The organism is Streptomyces globosus (assembly GCF_003325375.1).
GTDB lineage: Bacteria > Actinomycetota > Actinomycetes > Streptomycetales > Streptomycetaceae > Streptomyces > Streptomyces globosus_A.
The window spans coordinates 6,370,284-6,386,667 of the sequence record NZ_CP030862.1 but is presented as its reverse complement, the minus strand read 5'-3'; the positions used below and the strand labels follow the sequence as shown (position 1 = coordinate 6,386,667).

The window sequence follows — 16,384 nt, the reverse complement described above, 5'->3', positions numbered from 1 at the left end:
GACCGCTGCCCCGGCCCGCCGCCCCGACCCGGGAGCGGCGGGCCGGGGCAGCGCTGTGCGCGGCGTCACGCGGTGAAGCGGCCGAAGCGGCCCCGGTGGAACAGCAGCGGGCCGTCCCCGCCGGGCGCGCCGAGCGCCTCGACCCGGCCGACGACGATCAGGTGGTCGCCGCCGGTGTGCACGGCGTGGACGCGGCAGTCGATCCAGGCGGGGACGCCGGCGAGGAGCGGCGAGCCGGTCGCGGGCGCGGGCGTGTGCGCCACGCCTGCGAACTTGTCGCCGCCGCTGACCGCGAACTGCCGGCACAGCCCGTCCTGCCGCTCGCCGAGGACGTTGACGCAGAACACCCCGGCGCGGGCGATCCGCGGCCAGGTCGCCGACGTCCGCGCCACCATGAAGGCGACCAGCGGCGGGTCGAGGGAGAGCGAGGCGAAGGACTGGCAGGCGAACCCGGCGGGAGTGCCGTCCTCGTCGGCCGGGGCGGCCACGACGGTCACCCCGCTGGCGAAGTGCCCGAGTACGGCCCGGAACTCGGCGGCTCCGACGGGCGCGCGCTCGTCCGCGCCGACGGCCCGCAGGTCGGCCCGGGGCAGCGCGGACGGCTCGCGCGCGGCGGAGGCGGAGCCCGCGGACCTGAGGTACCGGACGGCGGCGGCCGCCATCCCTGCGTGTCCCATCACACGACGATTGAAGCTGACGGGCCATCAGATAGGAAGGGGCGCGCACCGGGATGCCCTGCGCCGCCCGGGCCCCGGACCCGGCCCGCCCGCGCTGGGTCCGCCGTACGGGTGAACCGGGCCGGCAGGCCCGCCCGGCGGGCCGGGCGCGCCGCGGCCGCTCGGCAAGGTGGCCCCGGACCTGTCCCGACCACCCGCGCCGCACCCGCAGGAGGAACCGTGCTCGGAACCGACTTCACCCATGGCTCACCGAACTGGCTCGACCTCGGGAGCCCCGACACCGCCGCGGCCGGCGCGTTCTACAACCGCGTCTTCGGCTGGGACCACGAGCCGGGCCCCGCGGAGGGCGGCGGCTACGGGTTCTTCCGCATCGGCGGCAGGAACGTCGCGGCCCTCGGCCCGCTGACCGAGGAGGGCGCGTCCTCCGCCTGGATGGTCCACTTCATGGCCGAGGACATCCAGGACACCGTCCGCGCGATCCGCGACGGCGGCGGCCGCATCCGCATGGAGCCGACGGACGTGATGGGCGAGGGCTGGCTCGCGCAGGCCACCGACCCGCAGGGCGCCGAGTTCGCCCTCTGGCAGCCCGGCAAGTCCGGCGGGCTGGAGGTGGCGTCCGCCGAGAACAGCCTGCTGTGGGCCGAGCTGCACGTGCCCGACCCGCTCGCCGCCCTCGACTTCTACGGCGGCGTCTTCGGCTGGCGCAGCCAGGAGATGCAGACGCCCGGGATGACGTACCGGGTGCTCAGCGTCCGCGAGGGCGACCAGGAGCAGGCGTCCTTCGGCGGTGTCGCCCCCATGGGCGACGCCGCCGGCGGCGACCGGGGCGGCGAGCGGCCCCGCTGGGTGCCCTACTTCCACGTCGCGGACGCCGACGCCACCACCGCGGCGGCCGACCGCGCCGGCGGGAGCACCCTCATGCCGCCGGTGGACGTCCCGGACGTCGGCCGGATCGCCTGGCTGGCGGACCCCTTCGGAGCGGTGTTCGCCCTGCTCAGGCCCGACCCGCGGATGTAGCGGGCGGCCCCCCCAGCCGCGGCCCCGCCCGCTCAGCGGCCGAGGAACTTAGGCGTACGGCGCTCCACGAAGCCCGCCACGCCCTCGGCCGCGTCGGCCGTCGCCATGTTGATCTCCTGCGCGGCGGCCTCCGCGGCCAGGGCCGCCGCCCGGTCCCCGTCCAGGGAGGCGTTCACCAGCTGCTTCGCCAGGGCGATGGCCCGCGTCGGCCCCTGCGCGAGGCGCTCGGCCCACTCCCGCGCGCACCGCTCCAACTCGCCGTCGGGCACGACCCGGTTGACCAGCCCGAGCCGCGCCGCGTCGGCGGCCGGGACGGCGTCCCCGAAGAACATCAGCTCCTTGGCCCGCTGCGGCCCCACCAGCCGCGGCAGCAGGTACGCGCCCCCGCCGTCGGGGACCAGGCCGCGGCGTACGAACACCTCCACGAAGCGGGCCGACTCCGCCGCGACCACCAGGTCGCACGCGAACGCCAGGTGCGCCCCGATCCCCGCCGCCGTCCCGCCCACGGCGGCGACCACCGGCTTCTCGCAGTCGAGCACCGCGGTGACCAGCCGCTGCGCCCCCTGCCGGATCATCCGCGCCACGTCGCCGGCGACCCGCTGCCCGCCCCCGCCGCCCGTACGCGGTCCCGCCCGCAGATCGGCGCCCGCGCAGAACCCGCGGCCGGCGGCGGTGAGGACGACGGCCCGCACGGCGGGGTCGGCGGAGGCGGCGTCGAGCAGCCCGATGAGGCGCTCGCGCTGCTCCCACGTGACGGCGTTCATCGCCTCGGGGCGGTTGAGGGTGATCCAGGAGACACCGTTCTCGATGCGGTGCAGCACCTGCTCGTCGAGGGGGCGCCCGGCGGGCCCGGCGGCGGTCACCGGCACACGGCCAGCGCGTCCAGAGCCACCGCGCCCTGCCCGCGCGGGAGCACCATCAGCGGGTTGATGTCCAGCTCCGACAAGGCCCCGTCCAGCTCCATCGCCATCCGCTGCACCCGCAGCACGACCTCGACGAGCGCGTCGGTGTCGGCGGGCGGCGCCCCGCGGACCCCGTCGAGCAGAGCCCGTCCGCGCAGCTCGGCGAGCATGGCGCGCGCCTGGTCCTCGCCGAACGGCGGCACCCGTACCGCCGCGTCGTGCAGCACCTCGACGAGGACCCCGCCCAGCCCGACCGTGACCGTCGGCCCGAACAGGGCGTCCCGGGTGACGCCGACGACCATCTCGACGCCGCGCTGCACCATCTGGCAGACGAGGACACCGTCGAGCGGGGCGTCCTCGTAGCGGGCGATGTCCGTGAGCTCCCGGTAGGCGTCCCGGACCTGGCTCGCCGAGGTCAGCCCGATCTTCACCAGGCCCAGCTCCGTCTTGTGCGCGAGCTGCGGGCCCGACGCCTTCATGACGACCGGGTAGCCGACCAGCCCGGCCGCCCGCACGGCGGCCGCCGCGCTCGTCACGAGCTGCTCGCGCGGCACGCGGATGCCGTACGCCCGCAGCAGCTGCTTGGCGGCGTGCTCGCTGAGCTGCTCGCCGGGCCGCATCAGCGCCTGCGCCTTTCGGTACGAGGGGGAGGGGGTGCGGGGGGCGTCGGCGAACGGGGAGCGGTAGCGGGCGGTGAAGCGGTGGTGGCCGAGGTAGGCGCGCACGGCGGTGATGCAGTTGCCGAAGGTGCGGAAGGTGGCGACGCGGGAGGAGCCGAGGAGGGTGGTGCGGTAGGCGTCCTCGGTGCCGACGGGCGAGCCCCACACGACGCAGACGGGCTTGTCGGTGTGCTCGGCGGCGTCGACGAGGTCGCGGACGAGGCGGTCGCTCAGCGGCGGGAACGGCCCGGTGATCGGGCAGACGAGCACGCCGACGGACGGGTCGGCGAGGATCGCGTCGATGATCTTCCGGCCGCGCTCGTCGCCGACGGGGTGGCCGCCGTTGTCGATCGGGTTGGCGGTGCTCAGGTACGCCGGTATCCACTGGTGCAGCTCGTCCTGCCGGGCCTGCGGGAGGGTCGGCAGGTGCAGTCCGGCCGCGGCGGCCAGGTCGGCGAAGTGGGCGCCGGTGCCGCCGGAGATGGAGTAGACGGCGACGCCGTCGGCGGTGGGCGGCTTGGCCCGGGCGAGGAGGGCGGCGGTGTCCTGGAGTTCGTCGAGGCCGTCGACGCGGATGACGCCGAACTGGCGCATGGCGGCGTCGACGACGTCGTCCGCGCCGGTGAGCTTCCCGGTGTGCGAGGCGGCCGTCCGGGCGCCGGTCTCGGTGCGCCCCACCTTGACGGCGACGACGGGGACCTTGTTGCGGGCGGCCCGGTCGGCGGCCAGCAGGAAGGAGCGGCCGTCCTTGAGGCCCTCCACGTAGGCGGCGATGGCGCCGACCTCGGGGCGCTCGGCGAAGTAGGAGAGGAAGTCGGCGGTCTCCAGGTCGGCCTCGTTGCCGGTGGGCGCCCAGTGCGACAGCCGGATGCCGAGCTCCTGGAGGGCGTACACGGGGCGGCCCTGGTGCCCGGACTGGGTGATGAGCGCGATGGCGGGGCCTTCCAGGTCGTCGCGGAACTCCTCGAAGGCGTTGAGGTTGGTGTTGGGCCCCAGCAGGCGCAGGCCGGAGCGGCGCACCGCGGCGGCGAGCGCGTCCTGCGCGGCGGCGCCCTCGGCGCCGGTCTCGGCGAAGCCGGAGGCGAAGGCGACGGCGAACTTCACCTTGGCCTCGGCCAGCTCCTCGATGACGGGCAGCGGGTCGGCGACGAGCAGCACGGCGAGGTCCACCTGCTCGGGCAGCGCGCCGACGGCCGGATGGCAGGGGAGCCCGTAGACGGCGGAGCGGGCCGGGTGGACGGGGTGGATGCGGGCGCCGACGCGCTCGGCCCAGGCGATGAGCCGGCGGGTGATCCCGGCGGCCGGGCGGCCGTCGGTGTCGGAGGCGCCGACGACCGCGACCGATTCGGGCCGGAAGAGGCGGTCCAGATCCGGCACGTCGGAGTGCAGCGGCCGCCCGCTGACATCGAGGGGGACGGCGTCCCCGGCGGACGCGGGGGCGGTGCAGTGGACGGCCGCCCGGGGGGTCTCCCCGCAGGCCTCGACGCGCGCACGGAGGTCGGTGGTGAGGGTGCCGTGAGTAGATCCAAGCATCGCTTCGCCCGCTCCTGCTCGAAGGGACCCGGTAACTGACGAGTAATCAGTTTCAGACTACTGAACTGACGGGCCGTCAGGAACACTGCTGCGCGCGAAAGGTGGTGGAGGTGGTGTGTGGAACGCTCCCAGACGGCGAGCGACCGGTCCAGGCCGCGATTCGGCCGAGCTCCACGGCGGCGGGCGGCGCCCGCAGGGGATGTGTGCTGCCGCCGCGGGCGCGGCGCCGCGGGCGGGCGCCGGGCAGGTGCAGGGACTGCCCGGCGCCCGCCGGGGTCAGGCCAGCGGGTCCACCGGGGGGAGTCCGGTGCCGGGCAGTCCCGCGTCCTCGCGTCGGCCCTTGCCCGGCGGGCGGATGCCCAGGTGGCGGGAGAGGGCCGCCGCTATGCGGTCGGCGTCCAGGGCCATTTCGCGGAACATGCCGCTGATCGGGTTGGTGTAGCCGGTGAAGTGCAGGCCGGGCGCCTGCCGCAGGGTGCGCGGGCCGTGCGCGAGGGGGCGGCCGCGGCCGTCCAGCACGCCCAGGTGGCCGACCGGGCCCTCCAGGCCGCGCCGGTAGCCGGTCGCCGCCACCACCGCGTCGGGCGCGATGCGCGAGCCGTCCGCGAGGACGACCTCCCCGCCGTCGAACGAGGCCACTGCCGCCACCGGCTCCACCCGGCCCGCGCGCACCGCGTCGACCAGCCCGACGTCCTGCACCGGGATCGCCCCCTCCCGGACCCTGCTGTACAGGCCGGTCGACGGGCGGGGGAGCCCGTACGCCGACAGGTCCGGCACGGACACCCGGGCCACCGCCCGGCCCAGCCGGTCCACCACCCCCACGGGCAGCCGCCGCACCAGGATCCCGGTGCGCTGCGCCGGCCACCCGGCGGTGGAGCGGCGCACGATGTGCGGGGCGGTCCGCACGGCGAGCCGGACCCGCGCCGCACCGCCCTCGGCGAGGTCGACGGCTATCTCGGCGCCGGTGTTGCCCGCGCCGACCACCAGCACGTCCTGGCCGGCGTACGGGCCCGGGTTGCGGTAGTCGCGGGCGTGCAGCAGCCGGCCCGCGTACGCCTCCCGGCCCGGCCAGTCGGGCAGCGCGGGCGTGTGGTTGAACCCGGTCGCCACGACCACGGCGCGTGCGGCCAGCACCCGTCCGCCGGTCGCGTGCAGCAGCCAGCCCGGGTCCGCCGCGGCCGCGGCCCGGCTGCGGCGGACCCGCCGCCGTCGCGCCGGCTTGCCGCCGGCCGCGGCGGGATCCGGCCCGGCGGCTTCCGGGGCCGCGCGTTCGATGCGGGTGACCTCGACGCCCGTGACGATCTCCAACTCGTGGAAATCGGCGTACTTCTCCAGGTAGCGCACGACGTCGTCCCGGGACACCCACCGGCCGAAGCGGCGCGGCATGGCCAGCCCGGGCAGCGCGGACAGGCGGCGCGTGGTGTGCAGGTGCAGGCGGTCGTAGTGGCCGCGCCAGGAGGCTCCGACCTCGTCCGCCTTCTCCACGACCACGGCGCGCACCCCGCGGGCCCGCAGTGCGGCGGCCGCGGCCAGGCCGCCGGGGCCGGCGCCTATGACGTAGACGGGGCGGGGCTCGGTGGACATGTCTGGGGCTGTGGGGACTCCGGGCATGAAGTGTGAGCGTATCGACACACAGGGTTGATGGGTCTCGGACGAGGAGGGAATCGGTTGCGGATCGGTCACGGCCTTGCGGGATCGCCGCCGATCCGCTGAACTGACGTACCGTCAGATCAGTGGCTGGGCACACGGAGGTGCCGATGCAGACGATGTGGCTCGGCGGTGTCGAGTGGCTGGCCGTGCTCCGGATCGGCCTCGGCCTGTGGTGGCTCGAAAGCTGGCGGCACAAGGACAGGAAGGGCTGGCTCGAACGCGGCACCGGCATCGCCTGGGCCGCCGACATCGCCGCGAAGCACCGCTGGCCGTTCGTGCAGCGCGGCTTCGCCGCGGTCGTCCAACCCAGGGCGCGCCTCATGGCGTACGTCGTCGTCCACGCCGAACTCGCCCTCGGCCTGGGACTGGTCCTCGGCTTCCTGACCCCGATCGCCCTCGCGGGCAGCCTGCTGCTGAACCTGCTCTACCTGGTCCTGATGATCCACGACTGGGCGGAGCAGGGGCAGAATTCGATGATGGCGCTCGTCGCCGCCGTCGCGCTCGCGGCGATGGCCTGGCAGACGTGGTCGGTGGACGCCGCCCTGGGGTGGTTCCTGTGACGGCGCACGCCAAGGGCGCAGGCGGCGGGCCGCGCCACGACCTGCCGGAACCCGACGACTTCACCCGCCCCTACTGGGACGCCGCCGCCGAGGGCCGGCTCCTGCTGCGCCGCTGCTCCGACTGCGGGCGCGCCCACCACTACCCGCGGGAGTTCTGCCCGTTCTGCTGGGCGGGGGAGGACCGGGTGGCGTGGGAGGCCGCCGACGGCAGCGCCACGCTCTACACCTGGTCGGTCGTCCACCGCAACGACCTGCCGCCCTTCGGGCGGCAGGTGCCGTACACGGCCGCCGTCGTCGACCTCGCGGAAGGACCGCGCATGATGACGCGGGTCGTCGACTGCGCCCCGGCCGCCCTCCGTGTCGGGATGCCGCTCAGCGTCGCCTTCCGGGAGACCGCCCCGGGCGTGTGGGTGCCGGTCTTCCGCCCGCGCTGACGGGCCCGGGTTCCTGCGGCCTCACGGCCAGAGCAGCTCCCGGGTCCAGGCGTCCGGGCCGGGGGCGTCGCGGCGGTAGCGCAGGCGTACGTGCCGGCGGGCGGCGTCGCCCTGGAAGAACTCCACCTCGACGGGCTCCAGGACGTACGCCGTCCAGGTCGGCGCGACCGCATCCGGCTCGGCGGCGGCCCGCTCCCAGGCCGCGGCCGACGCGGCCTCCAGCTCGTCCGCGGACCCGAGCACCTCGGACTGCCGCCCCGTCAGCGCAGCGGCGAGCGCGCCCCGCGAGCGGACCGCGAGGTCTGCCCGGCCCACCTCCGGGCCGAGGGCGGCGACCCGCCCGCGCACGCGCACCTGCCGGGCGACGGCGGACCAGTAGAAGACGAGCGCCGCATCGGGCCGCGCGGCGAGCTGACGGCCCTTGGCGCTGGTCGAGTGCGAGCCGAAATGCCAGCCCCGGGAGTCGGCGTCGTGCAGCATCACGATCCGCGCATCGGGCCGCCCCTGGGCATCGGCGGTGGCCAGGCTCATGGTGTGCGGCTCGACCTGCCCCGCCTGCACGGCATGCACGAACCACTCCCGAAACAGCACGCCGGGCTCCGCGGGTGCCGCGGCGGCATCGAAGCGGGGCAGCTCGGTGTCCCAGACGCGGAGGGCGCGCAGGGCGGCGTGGAAGGGGGAGGGGGCGGGGGCGGGGCTGGGGGCGTCGGTCTCGCGAGGCATGGGGGACAGGGTAGGGGCGGGGCGGGGCGAGCCGAGTGAGAAGCGGGCGGCAGTGGGGGGCAGGAGATGCCGACGGCATCCCGCCCCCAGCCCTCCCCCGCCCCGCCCTCAGCCCCGGCCCCCTACCCCCGCCCCAGCACCACCGTCCCCGCGCTGCAGAACCACCCGCCCGTGCCGGAGGCCACCGCCACCTCCGGCGGGCTGCCGTCGCGACGGAGCGTCTGGGCCGGGCCGGCCTCGCCGCGGAGCTGGCGGACCGCCTCGACCAGGAGGAACAGGCCCCGCATCCCCGGGTGGCAGGCCGAGAGGCCGCCGCCGTCGGTGTTGACCGGGAGGTCGCCGCCGCGCAGGAGGCGTCCCTTCGCGGCGAAGGCGCCGCCCTCGCCCTTCGGGCAGAAGCCGAGGTCCTCGAGGGTGACCAGCGTCATGTACGTGAAGGCGTCGTACAGCTCGGCGATGTCGACGTCGGACGGGGTCAGGCCGGCGCGCCGGAAGGCCAGGCGGCCGGAGGCCGCGGCGGGGGAGACCGTGAAGTCCTCCCACTCCGACATGGTGGTGTGGGAGACGGCGGTGCCCGCTCCCAGGATCCAGACGGGGCGTTTGGCCGTGTCGGGGACGTAGTCCTCGGCGGCGAGCAGGATCGCGCAGCCGCCGTCGGAGCGGATGCAGCAGTGCAGCTTCGTGAACGGGTCGGCGATCATCTCGCCGGACAGGACGTCGTCGATGCTGATCGGGTCGCGGAACATGGCGTCCGGGTTGTCGGCGGCGTTCGCGCGGGCCTGCACGGCGATCGAGGCGAGCTGTTCGAGGGTGGTGCCGTACTCGTGCATGTGGCGGCGGGCCGCCATCGCGTACTTCGCGATCAGCGTGTGCCCGTACGGCGCCTCGAACTGGAGGGGCCCGCGCGCGCCGAAGGAGAGGTTCGCGGTGCGGCGGCGGGCCTTGATGTCGGCGCGGGCCGTGGAGCCGTACGCGAGCAGGACGGCGTTGGCGTGGCCGGCGGCTATGGCGTCCGCGGCGTGCGCGGCCATGACCTCCCAGGTGGCCCCGCCGACCGAGGTGGAGTCGGTCCAGGCGGGGCGCAGCCCCAGGTACTCGGCGACCTCGACCGGGGCGAGGGTGCCGAGGCCGGCGGAGGCGAAGCCGTCGATGACGGAGCGGTCCAGGCCGGAGTCGGCGAGGGCGCGCCGGGCGGCCTGGGCGTGGAGGGCGTACGGGGTGGGGCCGTCGACGCGGCCGCAGTCGGAGAGGGCCGCGCCGACGATCGCGACGCGGCGGCGGCGGGCGGCGTCGGGTGCGGGTCCGGAGAGGCGTCCAGGTCCTGGTCCAGGCATGGCACGAACGTACAGCTGACGGCTCGTCAGATCCAGAGCCCCGTCCCGGTGGACGGTCGACGCGGTCCGCGCGCTCCCCGCTCTGGGCATGTCGCGCCCCCGCCCCTAACATGACGGCCCGTCAGTTACGGGGAGGAGCCCGATGATGGATGCCGCCTTCACCGCGGAGCAGGAGGGGATCCGCCGCACCCTGCGGGAGGTCCTCGGCAGGCGCTGCGGCCCCGACCGGGTCAAGGCCGCCGTCCGCACCGCCGCCGGCTACGACCGGGAGCTGTGGGAGCAGCTGTCGCGGGAGATCGGCCTGCCCGGCCTGGCCGTGCCCGAGGAGTACGGGGGCGTGGGCTGCGCCCCCGCGGACCTGGTGCTGGCCTGCGAGGAGACGGGGCGGGCGCTGCTGCCGTCGCCGCTGCTGGCCACCGCCGTGCTGGCCGCGCCGCTGGTCGCGGCACTCGGCAGTGCGGGGCAGCGCGCGGCGCTGCTGCCGCCGCTGGCCGGCGGCGGTCTGACGGCCGCGCTGGCGGTGCCGGGCCCGGCGCTGTCGGCGGCGCTCGGGCTGACCGGGGACGCCGCGGCGGGGGAGTGGGCCGGAGGCGGCCGGGCGGGCGGGGTGCAGGCGCGCCGGGCGCCGGACGGGGCCTGGCGGCTGTACGGGGAGGCCGCGCAGGTCCTCGACGGGCACAGCGCGGACCTGCTGCTGGTGCCGGCGCACGCGGGGGGCTTCGCGCGGAGCCGGGTCCTGCTGTTCGTGGTGCGGGCGAACGCCGAGGGCCTCGTACGGGTGCGGCAGACGGCCCTGGACGAGACCCGCCCGCAGGCCCTGGTGCAGCTGCGGGACGTCGAGGCGGAGTGGCTCGGCGACGGCGACCCGTTCGGCGCACCCGCCGCGGTCTGCGGTGCGCTGGCCGCCGTCGGGCGTACCGCGGCGGCCGTGCTCGCCGCGGAGGCGGCCGGGGCGGCCGGGCGGGCGCTGGAGCGGACGGTGGAGTACGTCCGGACCCGCGAGCAGTTCGGGCGGCCGATCGGCTCGTTCCAGGCGGTCAAGCACCGGCTCGCGGACCTGTACGTGCAGCTCCAGGCGGCCCGCTCGGCGGTCTGCTACGCCGCGTGGGACCCGGCGCAGGGCGGCCTGGCCCTCGCGCAGGCGCTGGAGGCGCTGCGGCTCGCGGCGGGGGAGGCGATCCAGCTGCACGGCGGGATCGGCTTCACCTGGGAGCACGACGCGCACCTGTACTTCAAGCGGGCCGCGGCGGACGAGCTGCTGTTCGGGCCGGTGCACCTGCTGCGGGCGCACGCGGCCCGGCAGGCGGGCCTCTTCGCACCCGGCCCCGGCTCCGACCCCGTTCCCGCCACCCCCACCCCCACCCCCACCGGAAGGGCGGCCGTCTGATGGCGCTCGGTACCACGCTCATGCAGAAGGCCTCCTCGACGAGGCTCTTCGCCAGGATCGCCCCGCACGTCATCCCCGCCCTGGACAAGGCGGTCCACCGGCTGACGGGCGGCAGGGTGATCCTCAGCGCCCGCATGCTGCCCGGGGTGATCCTCACCTCGACGGGCGCGCGGACGGGCCGGCCCCGCGCCACGCCCCTCGCGTGCATGCCGCTGGAGTCCGGCGCCGGCTGGATCCTGATCGGCTCGAACTTCGGCCGCCCCGGGCATCCGGCGTGGACCGCGAACCTGCTGAAGAACCCTGATGCGTACGTGAGTTGGAAGGGCCGGGACATCGCGGTACGGGCGCGGCTGCTGCGGGGCGCGGAGCGCGCCGAGGTGTGGCGGGCCGTGCTGCGGTTCTGGCCGCCGTACGCGACGTACCAGGCGCGCATCGAGCGGGAGATCCGGCTGTTCCGCCTGGAGCGCCGCTGACCGGTTGGTCCGGCGGGCCGGCTGGGCGGCCCGCCGCTACTTCGTCGGCTTCTTGCCGGTGATGCCCAGGTGGACGAGGAGGGCGAGGTTCGGCTTGAGCTCGGCCTGCTTGACGCCCCAGGTCTGGAAGCCCTTCTGGTGCGAGGCGACGGCCGCCAGCATGGCGACCAGGGAGCCGGCCATCGCCGCCGGGTTGACGTCCTTGTCGACCCGGCCCTTGGCCTGGAGTTCCTTCACCGACTCCGTGAGGGAGTTGGTGACGGAGTTCAGGATCTTCATGCGGATCTTGTAGAAGCGCTTGTCGCCCTCGGCCGCGCCGAGGTCGACGACGCGCAGGATCGCGTCGTTGCGCCGCCAGAAGTCCAGGAACCCGTCGACGAGCTCCTCCGCGGCCTGCCAGCCGGCCTTGCCGACCCAGGTGCGGCCCTCGACGAGCGAGGTCAACTGGGCGCCTTCGGCGGCCATGTGGTCGGCGATCTCCAGGACGGCGCCCTCGACGTCCGGGAAGTACTGGTAGAAGGTCGCGGGGGAGGTGCCGGCCTTGCGCGCGACATCGATCACCTTGACATCGCGGTACGGCGAGGAGCTGAGCATCTCGCCGAGGCAGTCGAGCAGCTTCTGCCGCGTCGCCTGACCGCGCCGGCCGGCAACGCGGCCGTCGACGGTGCGTACTTGTCCTGTCATGCCGTCAGCTTACCGAGGGGGTGTCCGAGCGCGATTCGGCCGCCTGCAAATGGGGTTACCGGCCGCCCGGCCTGGGGGAAAGCCCCTCCGGGGCACTCCGGGCGACGGATTTCGGCCGCCCGCGGCCCCCGCGCCGCCCGCCCGCGGCCCCCGCGCCGCCCGCCCAGCGGCCCGCCCGCCGACCCGACCGCTTCCTCCCTTTACCACCCGATTAGTCTTGTCAACAGGCTGTGGACAAGACTTCGGGCGGACCATGGCCCGAGAGGACACCGCACCGCCGGCAGCTGAGCGGGAGCGTGGGAGCGTACGGAGGGTACACACCCCCGCACAACGGAAGGAAACGGGCCATGGCCGCATTCGCGGAAGGCACCCCCTGCTGGGTGGATGCCTCGCTTCCGGACGTCGAGGCGGGCAAGCGCTTCTACGGCGAGCTCTTCGGCTGGACCTTCAGCTCCGGATCCCGCGAGTACGGCGGCTACACGCAGGCCTACAGCCAGGGCCGCAACGTCGCCGCGCTCGCCCCCAAGCCCGACGGCCGCATGCCCACTGTCTGGGGCATCTACCTCGCCACCGCCGACGCCTACGCCTGCGCCGCCCGCATCCGCGCCCACGGCGGCCAGATGGTCATGGACCCCCAGCCCGTCGGCCCGTACGGCACCGCAGCCCTGGCCGCCGACCCCGGCGGCGCCGTCTTCGGCCTGTGGCAGCCCGGCACCCACGACGGCTTCGAGGCGCACGGCGAGCCCTTCACGTACTGCTGGGCCGAGCTGTACACCCGCGCCCGCGACGCCGTCGACGTCTTCTACGCGAACGTCTTCGGCTACGTCCCCGAGGACCAGGACGACGACGGCTCCGGCGTCGAGTACCGCCTGTGGTCGCCGCCCGGCAGCCCGCCCGGCGCCGAGACGGCCGTCCTGGGCCGCAGCCTGATCACCGACGCCTTCCCGGAGATCATGCCGGCGCACTTCCTCGCCTACTTCGCCGTCCCCGACTGCGACCGGTCCGTCGAGACCGTCAGACGGCTCGGCGGCCGGGTCACCGCCGAGCCCTTCGACACCCCGTACGGGCGGATCGCCGTCGTCGCGGACAACCAGGGGGCCGTCTTCGCCCTGCTCTCCGAGAACCCCGGCCGGCCGCCCGCACAACCCCCCGCATAACCCCCTCCCGCACGACCCGCACCCACCCCGCACCGACTGTGGCGACACGGCCTGGGCGCGGGCCTGACAGAATCGGGGTTGCACGACCACCGGCGGCGCCCGGAGTGAGACGCTGCACGGGGCCGACCGCCGTGCCGGCGTGCGTGCAGGTGTGAACGGGCCAGGCCAGGCCCGTACGGGGAGGTGTGGGAGGCGAGTGGTGGAGCAGCTGACGCAGCACGACCCGAGACGGATCGGCCCCTTCGAGGTGCTGGGACGTCTCGGCGCCGGCGGCATGGGGCTGGTCTATCTCGCCCGGTCGGCGTCCGGACGCCGCGTGGCGATCAAGACGGTGCGCACCGAGCTGGCCGAGGACCAGCTCTTCCGGGTGCGCTTCACCCGGGAGGTGGAGGCGGCCCGCGCCGTCTCCGGCTTCTACACCGCGGCCGTGGTCGACGCCGATCCGCGGGCCGCCGTGCCGTGGCTGGCGACCGCGTACGTGCCGGCGCCCTCCCTGGAGGAGATCGTCAACGAGTGCGGGCCGATGCCCGCGCAGGCCGTGCGGTGGCTGGCCGCCGGCATCGCCGAGGCCCTCCAGTCGATCCACGGGGCGGGCCTCGTCCACCGCGACCTGAAGCCGTCGAACGTGCTCGTCGTCGAGGACGGCCCCCGCGTGATCGACTTCGGTATCGCGAGCGGCGTGTCCAACACCCGCCTGACCATGACGAACGTCGCCGTCGGCACCCCCGCCTACATGTCGCCCGAGCAGGCGAAGGACTCCCGCAGCGTCAAGGGCGCCAGCGACGTGTTCTCCCTCGGCTCCACCCTCGTCTTCGCCGCGACGGGGCACCCGCCCTACCACGGGGCGAACCCGGTGGAGACGGTGTTCATGCTGCTGCGCGACGAGCCCAACCTGGAGGGGCTGCCCGAGGAGCTGCGGCCGCTGATCGAGTCCTGCATGCAGATGGAGGCCTCCCAGCGCCCCACCCCCGCCGACCTGCAGGCCCAGCTCGCCCCGCACCTCTTCGGCGGCGGCGACGACAGCGGCACCGCCTCCGCGTGGCTGCCCGCCCGGGCCGTCGCCCTCATCGAGTCCCGCCGGGCCGGCCAGCGCACCTCCGCCCTCCCCGTCACGCCGGCCCCCCGCGGCGGCGACGCCCCCGCGAACCGCCGCGAGCCCCGCGGCGCCGCCGACCCGTGGGTGGACCCGCGGACCGGCCAGCCGGTCCCGCAGCGGCCCCACCACCCGCCGCGCCCCGCGGCCGCGCCCGCGCTGTCCGGGGAACCGGTCCGCCTCGGCGGGTCGCCCGTGCCGATCGGGCCCGGCCCGTTCGCGTCGGCGGCCTCGCCCGCCGCGCAGGCAGGTGCCGCCGACGCGGCGACCGGCTGGATCCGCCCGCCCGGCGCGGCCGGCTCCGCCGCAGCGCCCGCGGGCGCCTCCGCGGCCGCCCCCGCCACCGCCGCCCCCGCCGTCCCCAACCCGGGCCCCGCGCCCGACAGCGGCCGCTGGCGGCCCTGGAGGTTCCGCATGTCGAACGAGGTGTGGGGCACCCCCACCGTCGCCGGCGACCTGCTGTACGTGACCTCCTTCGAGGTCCACGCGCTGGACGTGGCCACCGGCCGCCGCCAGTTCAAGACCCGCGACGTCGCCTGGGCCATGGCCGTCTCCGACGGCCGCATCCACGCCTCCGACGGCCCCTCCCTGTACGCCCTCGACGCCTCCGACGGCTCCGAGCGGTGGCGGCTGTCCGCCGACGCCTGGGTGTACGCGCTGCGCGCCGACCGGGGCACCGTCGTCACCGCCACCCGGGGCGGCGGCGTCCAGGGCTGGGAGGCCTCGAACGGCCAGAAGCTGTGGGAGCTGACCGGCGCGCAGAGCGACTTCGAGACGCCCGAGGCGGCACCCGTCCTCCACGACGGCACCGTCTACGTGTGGCAGGACGCCCGGCTGCGCGCCCTGGACGCCCGCTCCGGCCGGGAGTCCTGGTCGTACCCGGTCGGCGACGCCGCGGCCTGCGGGAACGTCCCCGTACGCGTCACCCCGGCCCCGGACGGCAACGTGTACATCAGCGCCGGCACCCGCGTGCTGTCCGTGGACCGGGCCTCCGGCCGGGTCCGCTGGCACTTCGAGGCGCCGGCCGTGTTCCTCGCGCCGCCCGCGTTCGCGCCCGGCGCGGCCGTCACCGGCGGCGGCGTGTACCTGGCCGACTACCTGGGCACCGTGTACGCCCTCGACGCGGCCACCGGCAAGGACCGCTGGCGGATCGCCACCGAGCCGCGGACCTCCGCGGACCCGGTCCTCGTGGCCGGCGGCAACGTCCACCTCGGCGCGGGCAGCGCCCTGTACACGCTCGACGCGGTCACCGGCACCCCGAAGTGGCGGTTCGCGGCGGGCGGCGAGATCACGGGCCCTCCGGCCGTCGCGGACGGCCGCGTCCACTTCGGGTCGGCGGACCACTGCCTGTACACCCTGGACGCGGCGGGCGGCCAGCTCCGCTGGAAGCTGGCCACCGGCGGGGAGATCGCCGGCGCCCCGGTCGCCGAGGGCGGCGTGGTGTACGCGTGCAGCAAGGACCGCTGCGTGTACGCCCTGGACGCGGCGAAGGGGACGGGCACCCGTACGGCCGGGTGAGGGCGGGCGGGGCCGTGTTCCGGCCCCGCCGAGTCGCGCACGGTACCGGGAGTGACAGGATGGACCCCATGAGCAACGTCTACTTCGACATCACCATCGACGGCCAGCCCGCCGGCCGCATCGTCTTCAACCTGTTCGACGAGGTCGTCCCGAAGACCGCGAAGAACTTCCGCGAGCTCGCGACGGGCGAGCACGGCTTCGGCTACGCGGGCTCGCCGTTCCACCGCGTCATCCCGCAGTTCATGCTGCAGGGCGGCGACTTCACCCGCCAGAACGGCACCGGCGGCAAGAGCATCTACGGCGAGAAGTTCGCGGACGAGAACTTCGACCTGAAGCACGACCGCCCGTACCTGCTGTCGATGGCGAACGCCGGCCGCAACACCAACGGCTCGCAGTTCTTCATCACCACCGTCGTCACCCCGTGGCTCGACGGCAAGCACGTCGTCTTCGGCGAGGTCGTCGAGGGCAAGGACATCGTCGACCAGATCGAGAAGCTGGGCACCCCGTCCGGCGCCACCCGCGCCAAGGTCGAGGTCGCGGCCTCGGGCACCGTCGAGGCCTGATCCCTTCCGTTTCCCTCCCG

General features: G+C 75.6%; 15 protein-coding genes. 8 read left to right on the top strand and 7 right to left on the bottom strand.

The genetic code is table 11. The annotated features are described in order from the left end of the window. Positions 1–65: 65 nt before the first annotated feature. The gene (locus tag C0216_RS28280) at positions 66–662 is read right to left on the bottom strand and encodes a flavin reductase family protein (RefSeq protein ID WP_114057979.1); all 597 of its coding nucleotides are present in this window, start codon (positions 660–662) and stop codon (positions 66–68) included. Between the two features lie 234 nt (positions 663–896). Here C0216_RS28280 and C0216_RS28270 point away from each other — a divergent pair, with 234 nt between their 5' ends. Further along, complete coding sequence (locus tag C0216_RS28270) at positions 897–1,694, top strand: VOC family protein (RefSeq protein ID WP_114057978.1); 798 nt, start codon at positions 897–899, stop codon at positions 1,692–1,694. Positions 1,695–1,726: 32 nt separating this feature from the next. Here C0216_RS28270 and C0216_RS28265 read toward each other — a convergent pair whose 3' ends face one another. The 3 genes from C0216_RS28265 to C0216_RS28255 all read right to left on the bottom strand — a co-directional run bounded on the left by C0216_RS28265 (position 1,727) and on the right by C0216_RS28255 (position 6,372). Beyond that, positions 1,727–2,563: an enoyl-CoA hydratase/isomerase family protein gene (locus C0216_RS28265; protein WP_114057977.1), complete on the bottom strand. Its 837-nt coding sequence runs from the start codon at positions 2,561–2,563 to the stop codon at positions 1,727–1,729. Further along, the gene (locus tag C0216_RS28260; RefSeq protein ID WP_114057976.1) at positions 2,554–4,788 is read right to left on the bottom strand and encodes an acetate--CoA ligase family protein; all 2,235 of its coding nucleotides are present in this window, start codon (positions 4,786–4,788) and stop codon (positions 2,554–2,556) included. The genes C0216_RS28265 and C0216_RS28260 overlap by 10 nt, the downstream gene beginning before the upstream one ends. Before the next feature lie 276 nt (positions 4,789–5,064). Further along, positions 5,065–6,372 (bottom strand): flavin-containing monooxygenase, encoded by a 1,308-nt coding sequence (locus tag C0216_RS28255; protein ID WP_246042723.1) that lies wholly within the window; start codon positions 6,370–6,372, stop codon positions 5,065–5,067. Positions 6,373–6,545: 173 nt separating this feature from the next. On the opposite strand from C0216_RS28255, the gene C0216_RS28250 reads away from it, so the two are divergent. After that, complete coding sequence (locus C0216_RS28250) at positions 6,546–6,998, top strand: DoxX family protein (RefSeq protein ID WP_114057974.1); 453 nt, start codon at positions 6,546–6,548, stop codon at positions 6,996–6,998. Next, complete coding sequence (locus C0216_RS28245) at positions 6,995–7,432, top strand: Zn-ribbon domain-containing OB-fold protein (protein ID WP_174250477.1); 438 nt, start codon at positions 6,995–6,997, stop codon at positions 7,430–7,432. The genes C0216_RS28250 and C0216_RS28245 overlap by 4 nt, the downstream gene beginning before the upstream one ends. Positions 7,433–7,453: 21 nt before the next feature. On the opposite strand, the gene C0216_RS28240 is transcribed toward C0216_RS28245, so the two are convergent. Both C0216_RS28240 and C0216_RS28235 read right to left on the bottom strand, forming a co-directional pair. Next, complete coding sequence (locus tag C0216_RS28240) at positions 7,454–8,155, bottom strand: pyridoxine/pyridoxamine 5'-phosphate oxidase (RefSeq protein WP_114057973.1); 702 nt, start codon at positions 8,153–8,155, stop codon at positions 7,454–7,456. Between the two features lie 122 nt (positions 8,156–8,277). Continuing rightward, positions 8,278–9,489, bottom strand: coding sequence for a thiolase C-terminal domain-containing protein (locus C0216_RS28235; protein WP_114057972.1), 1,212 nt, complete (start codon positions 9,487–9,489; stop codon positions 8,278–8,280). A gap of 145 nt (positions 9,490–9,634) precedes the next feature. On the opposite strand from C0216_RS28235, the gene C0216_RS28230 reads away from it, so the two are divergent. Then, positions 9,635–10,876 carry an acyl-CoA dehydrogenase family protein gene (locus tag C0216_RS28230; RefSeq protein ID WP_114057971.1) on the top strand — a complete coding sequence of 414 codons (1,242 nt, stop codon included), beginning with the start codon at positions 9,635–9,637 and terminating at the stop codon, positions 10,874–10,876. Then, a complete protein-coding gene (locus tag C0216_RS28225; RefSeq protein WP_114057970.1) occupies positions 10,876–11,349 on the top strand; it encodes a nitroreductase family deazaflavin-dependent oxidoreductase in 474 nt (157 codons plus the stop codon). Before C0216_RS28230 ends, C0216_RS28225 begins: the two co-directional genes overlap by 1 nt. Before the next feature lie 36 nt (positions 11,350–11,385). Here the strand turns inward: C0216_RS28225 and C0216_RS28220 are convergent, their stop codons facing one another. Beyond that, entirely contained in the window at positions 11,386–12,033 is a 648-nt protein-coding gene (locus C0216_RS28220; RefSeq protein ID WP_114057969.1) for a TetR family transcriptional regulator, read from the bottom strand. Positions 12,034–12,380: 347 nt separating this feature from the next. On the opposite strand from C0216_RS28220, the gene C0216_RS28215 reads away from it, so the two are divergent. The 3 genes from C0216_RS28215 to C0216_RS28205 all read left to right on the top strand — a co-directional run bounded on the left by C0216_RS28215 (position 12,381) and on the right by C0216_RS28205 (position 16,364). After that, positions 12,381–13,190, top strand: a complete 810-nt coding sequence (locus C0216_RS28215; protein WP_114057968.1) for a VOC family protein — start codon at positions 12,381–12,383, stop codon at positions 13,188–13,190. A 196-nt stretch (positions 13,191–13,386) separates the two neighbouring features. Next, positions 13,387–15,801, top strand: coding sequence for a serine/threonine-protein kinase (locus tag C0216_RS28210; protein WP_114057967.1), 2,415 nt, complete (start codon positions 13,387–13,389; stop codon positions 15,799–15,801). Between the two features lie 68 nt (positions 15,802–15,869). Continuing rightward, positions 15,870–16,364 carry a peptidylprolyl isomerase gene (locus C0216_RS28205; protein ID WP_114057966.1) on the top strand — a complete coding sequence of 165 codons (495 nt, stop codon included), beginning with the start codon at positions 15,870–15,872 and terminating at the stop codon, positions 16,362–16,364. The last annotated feature ends 20 nt before the right edge of the window (positions 16,365–16,384 follow it).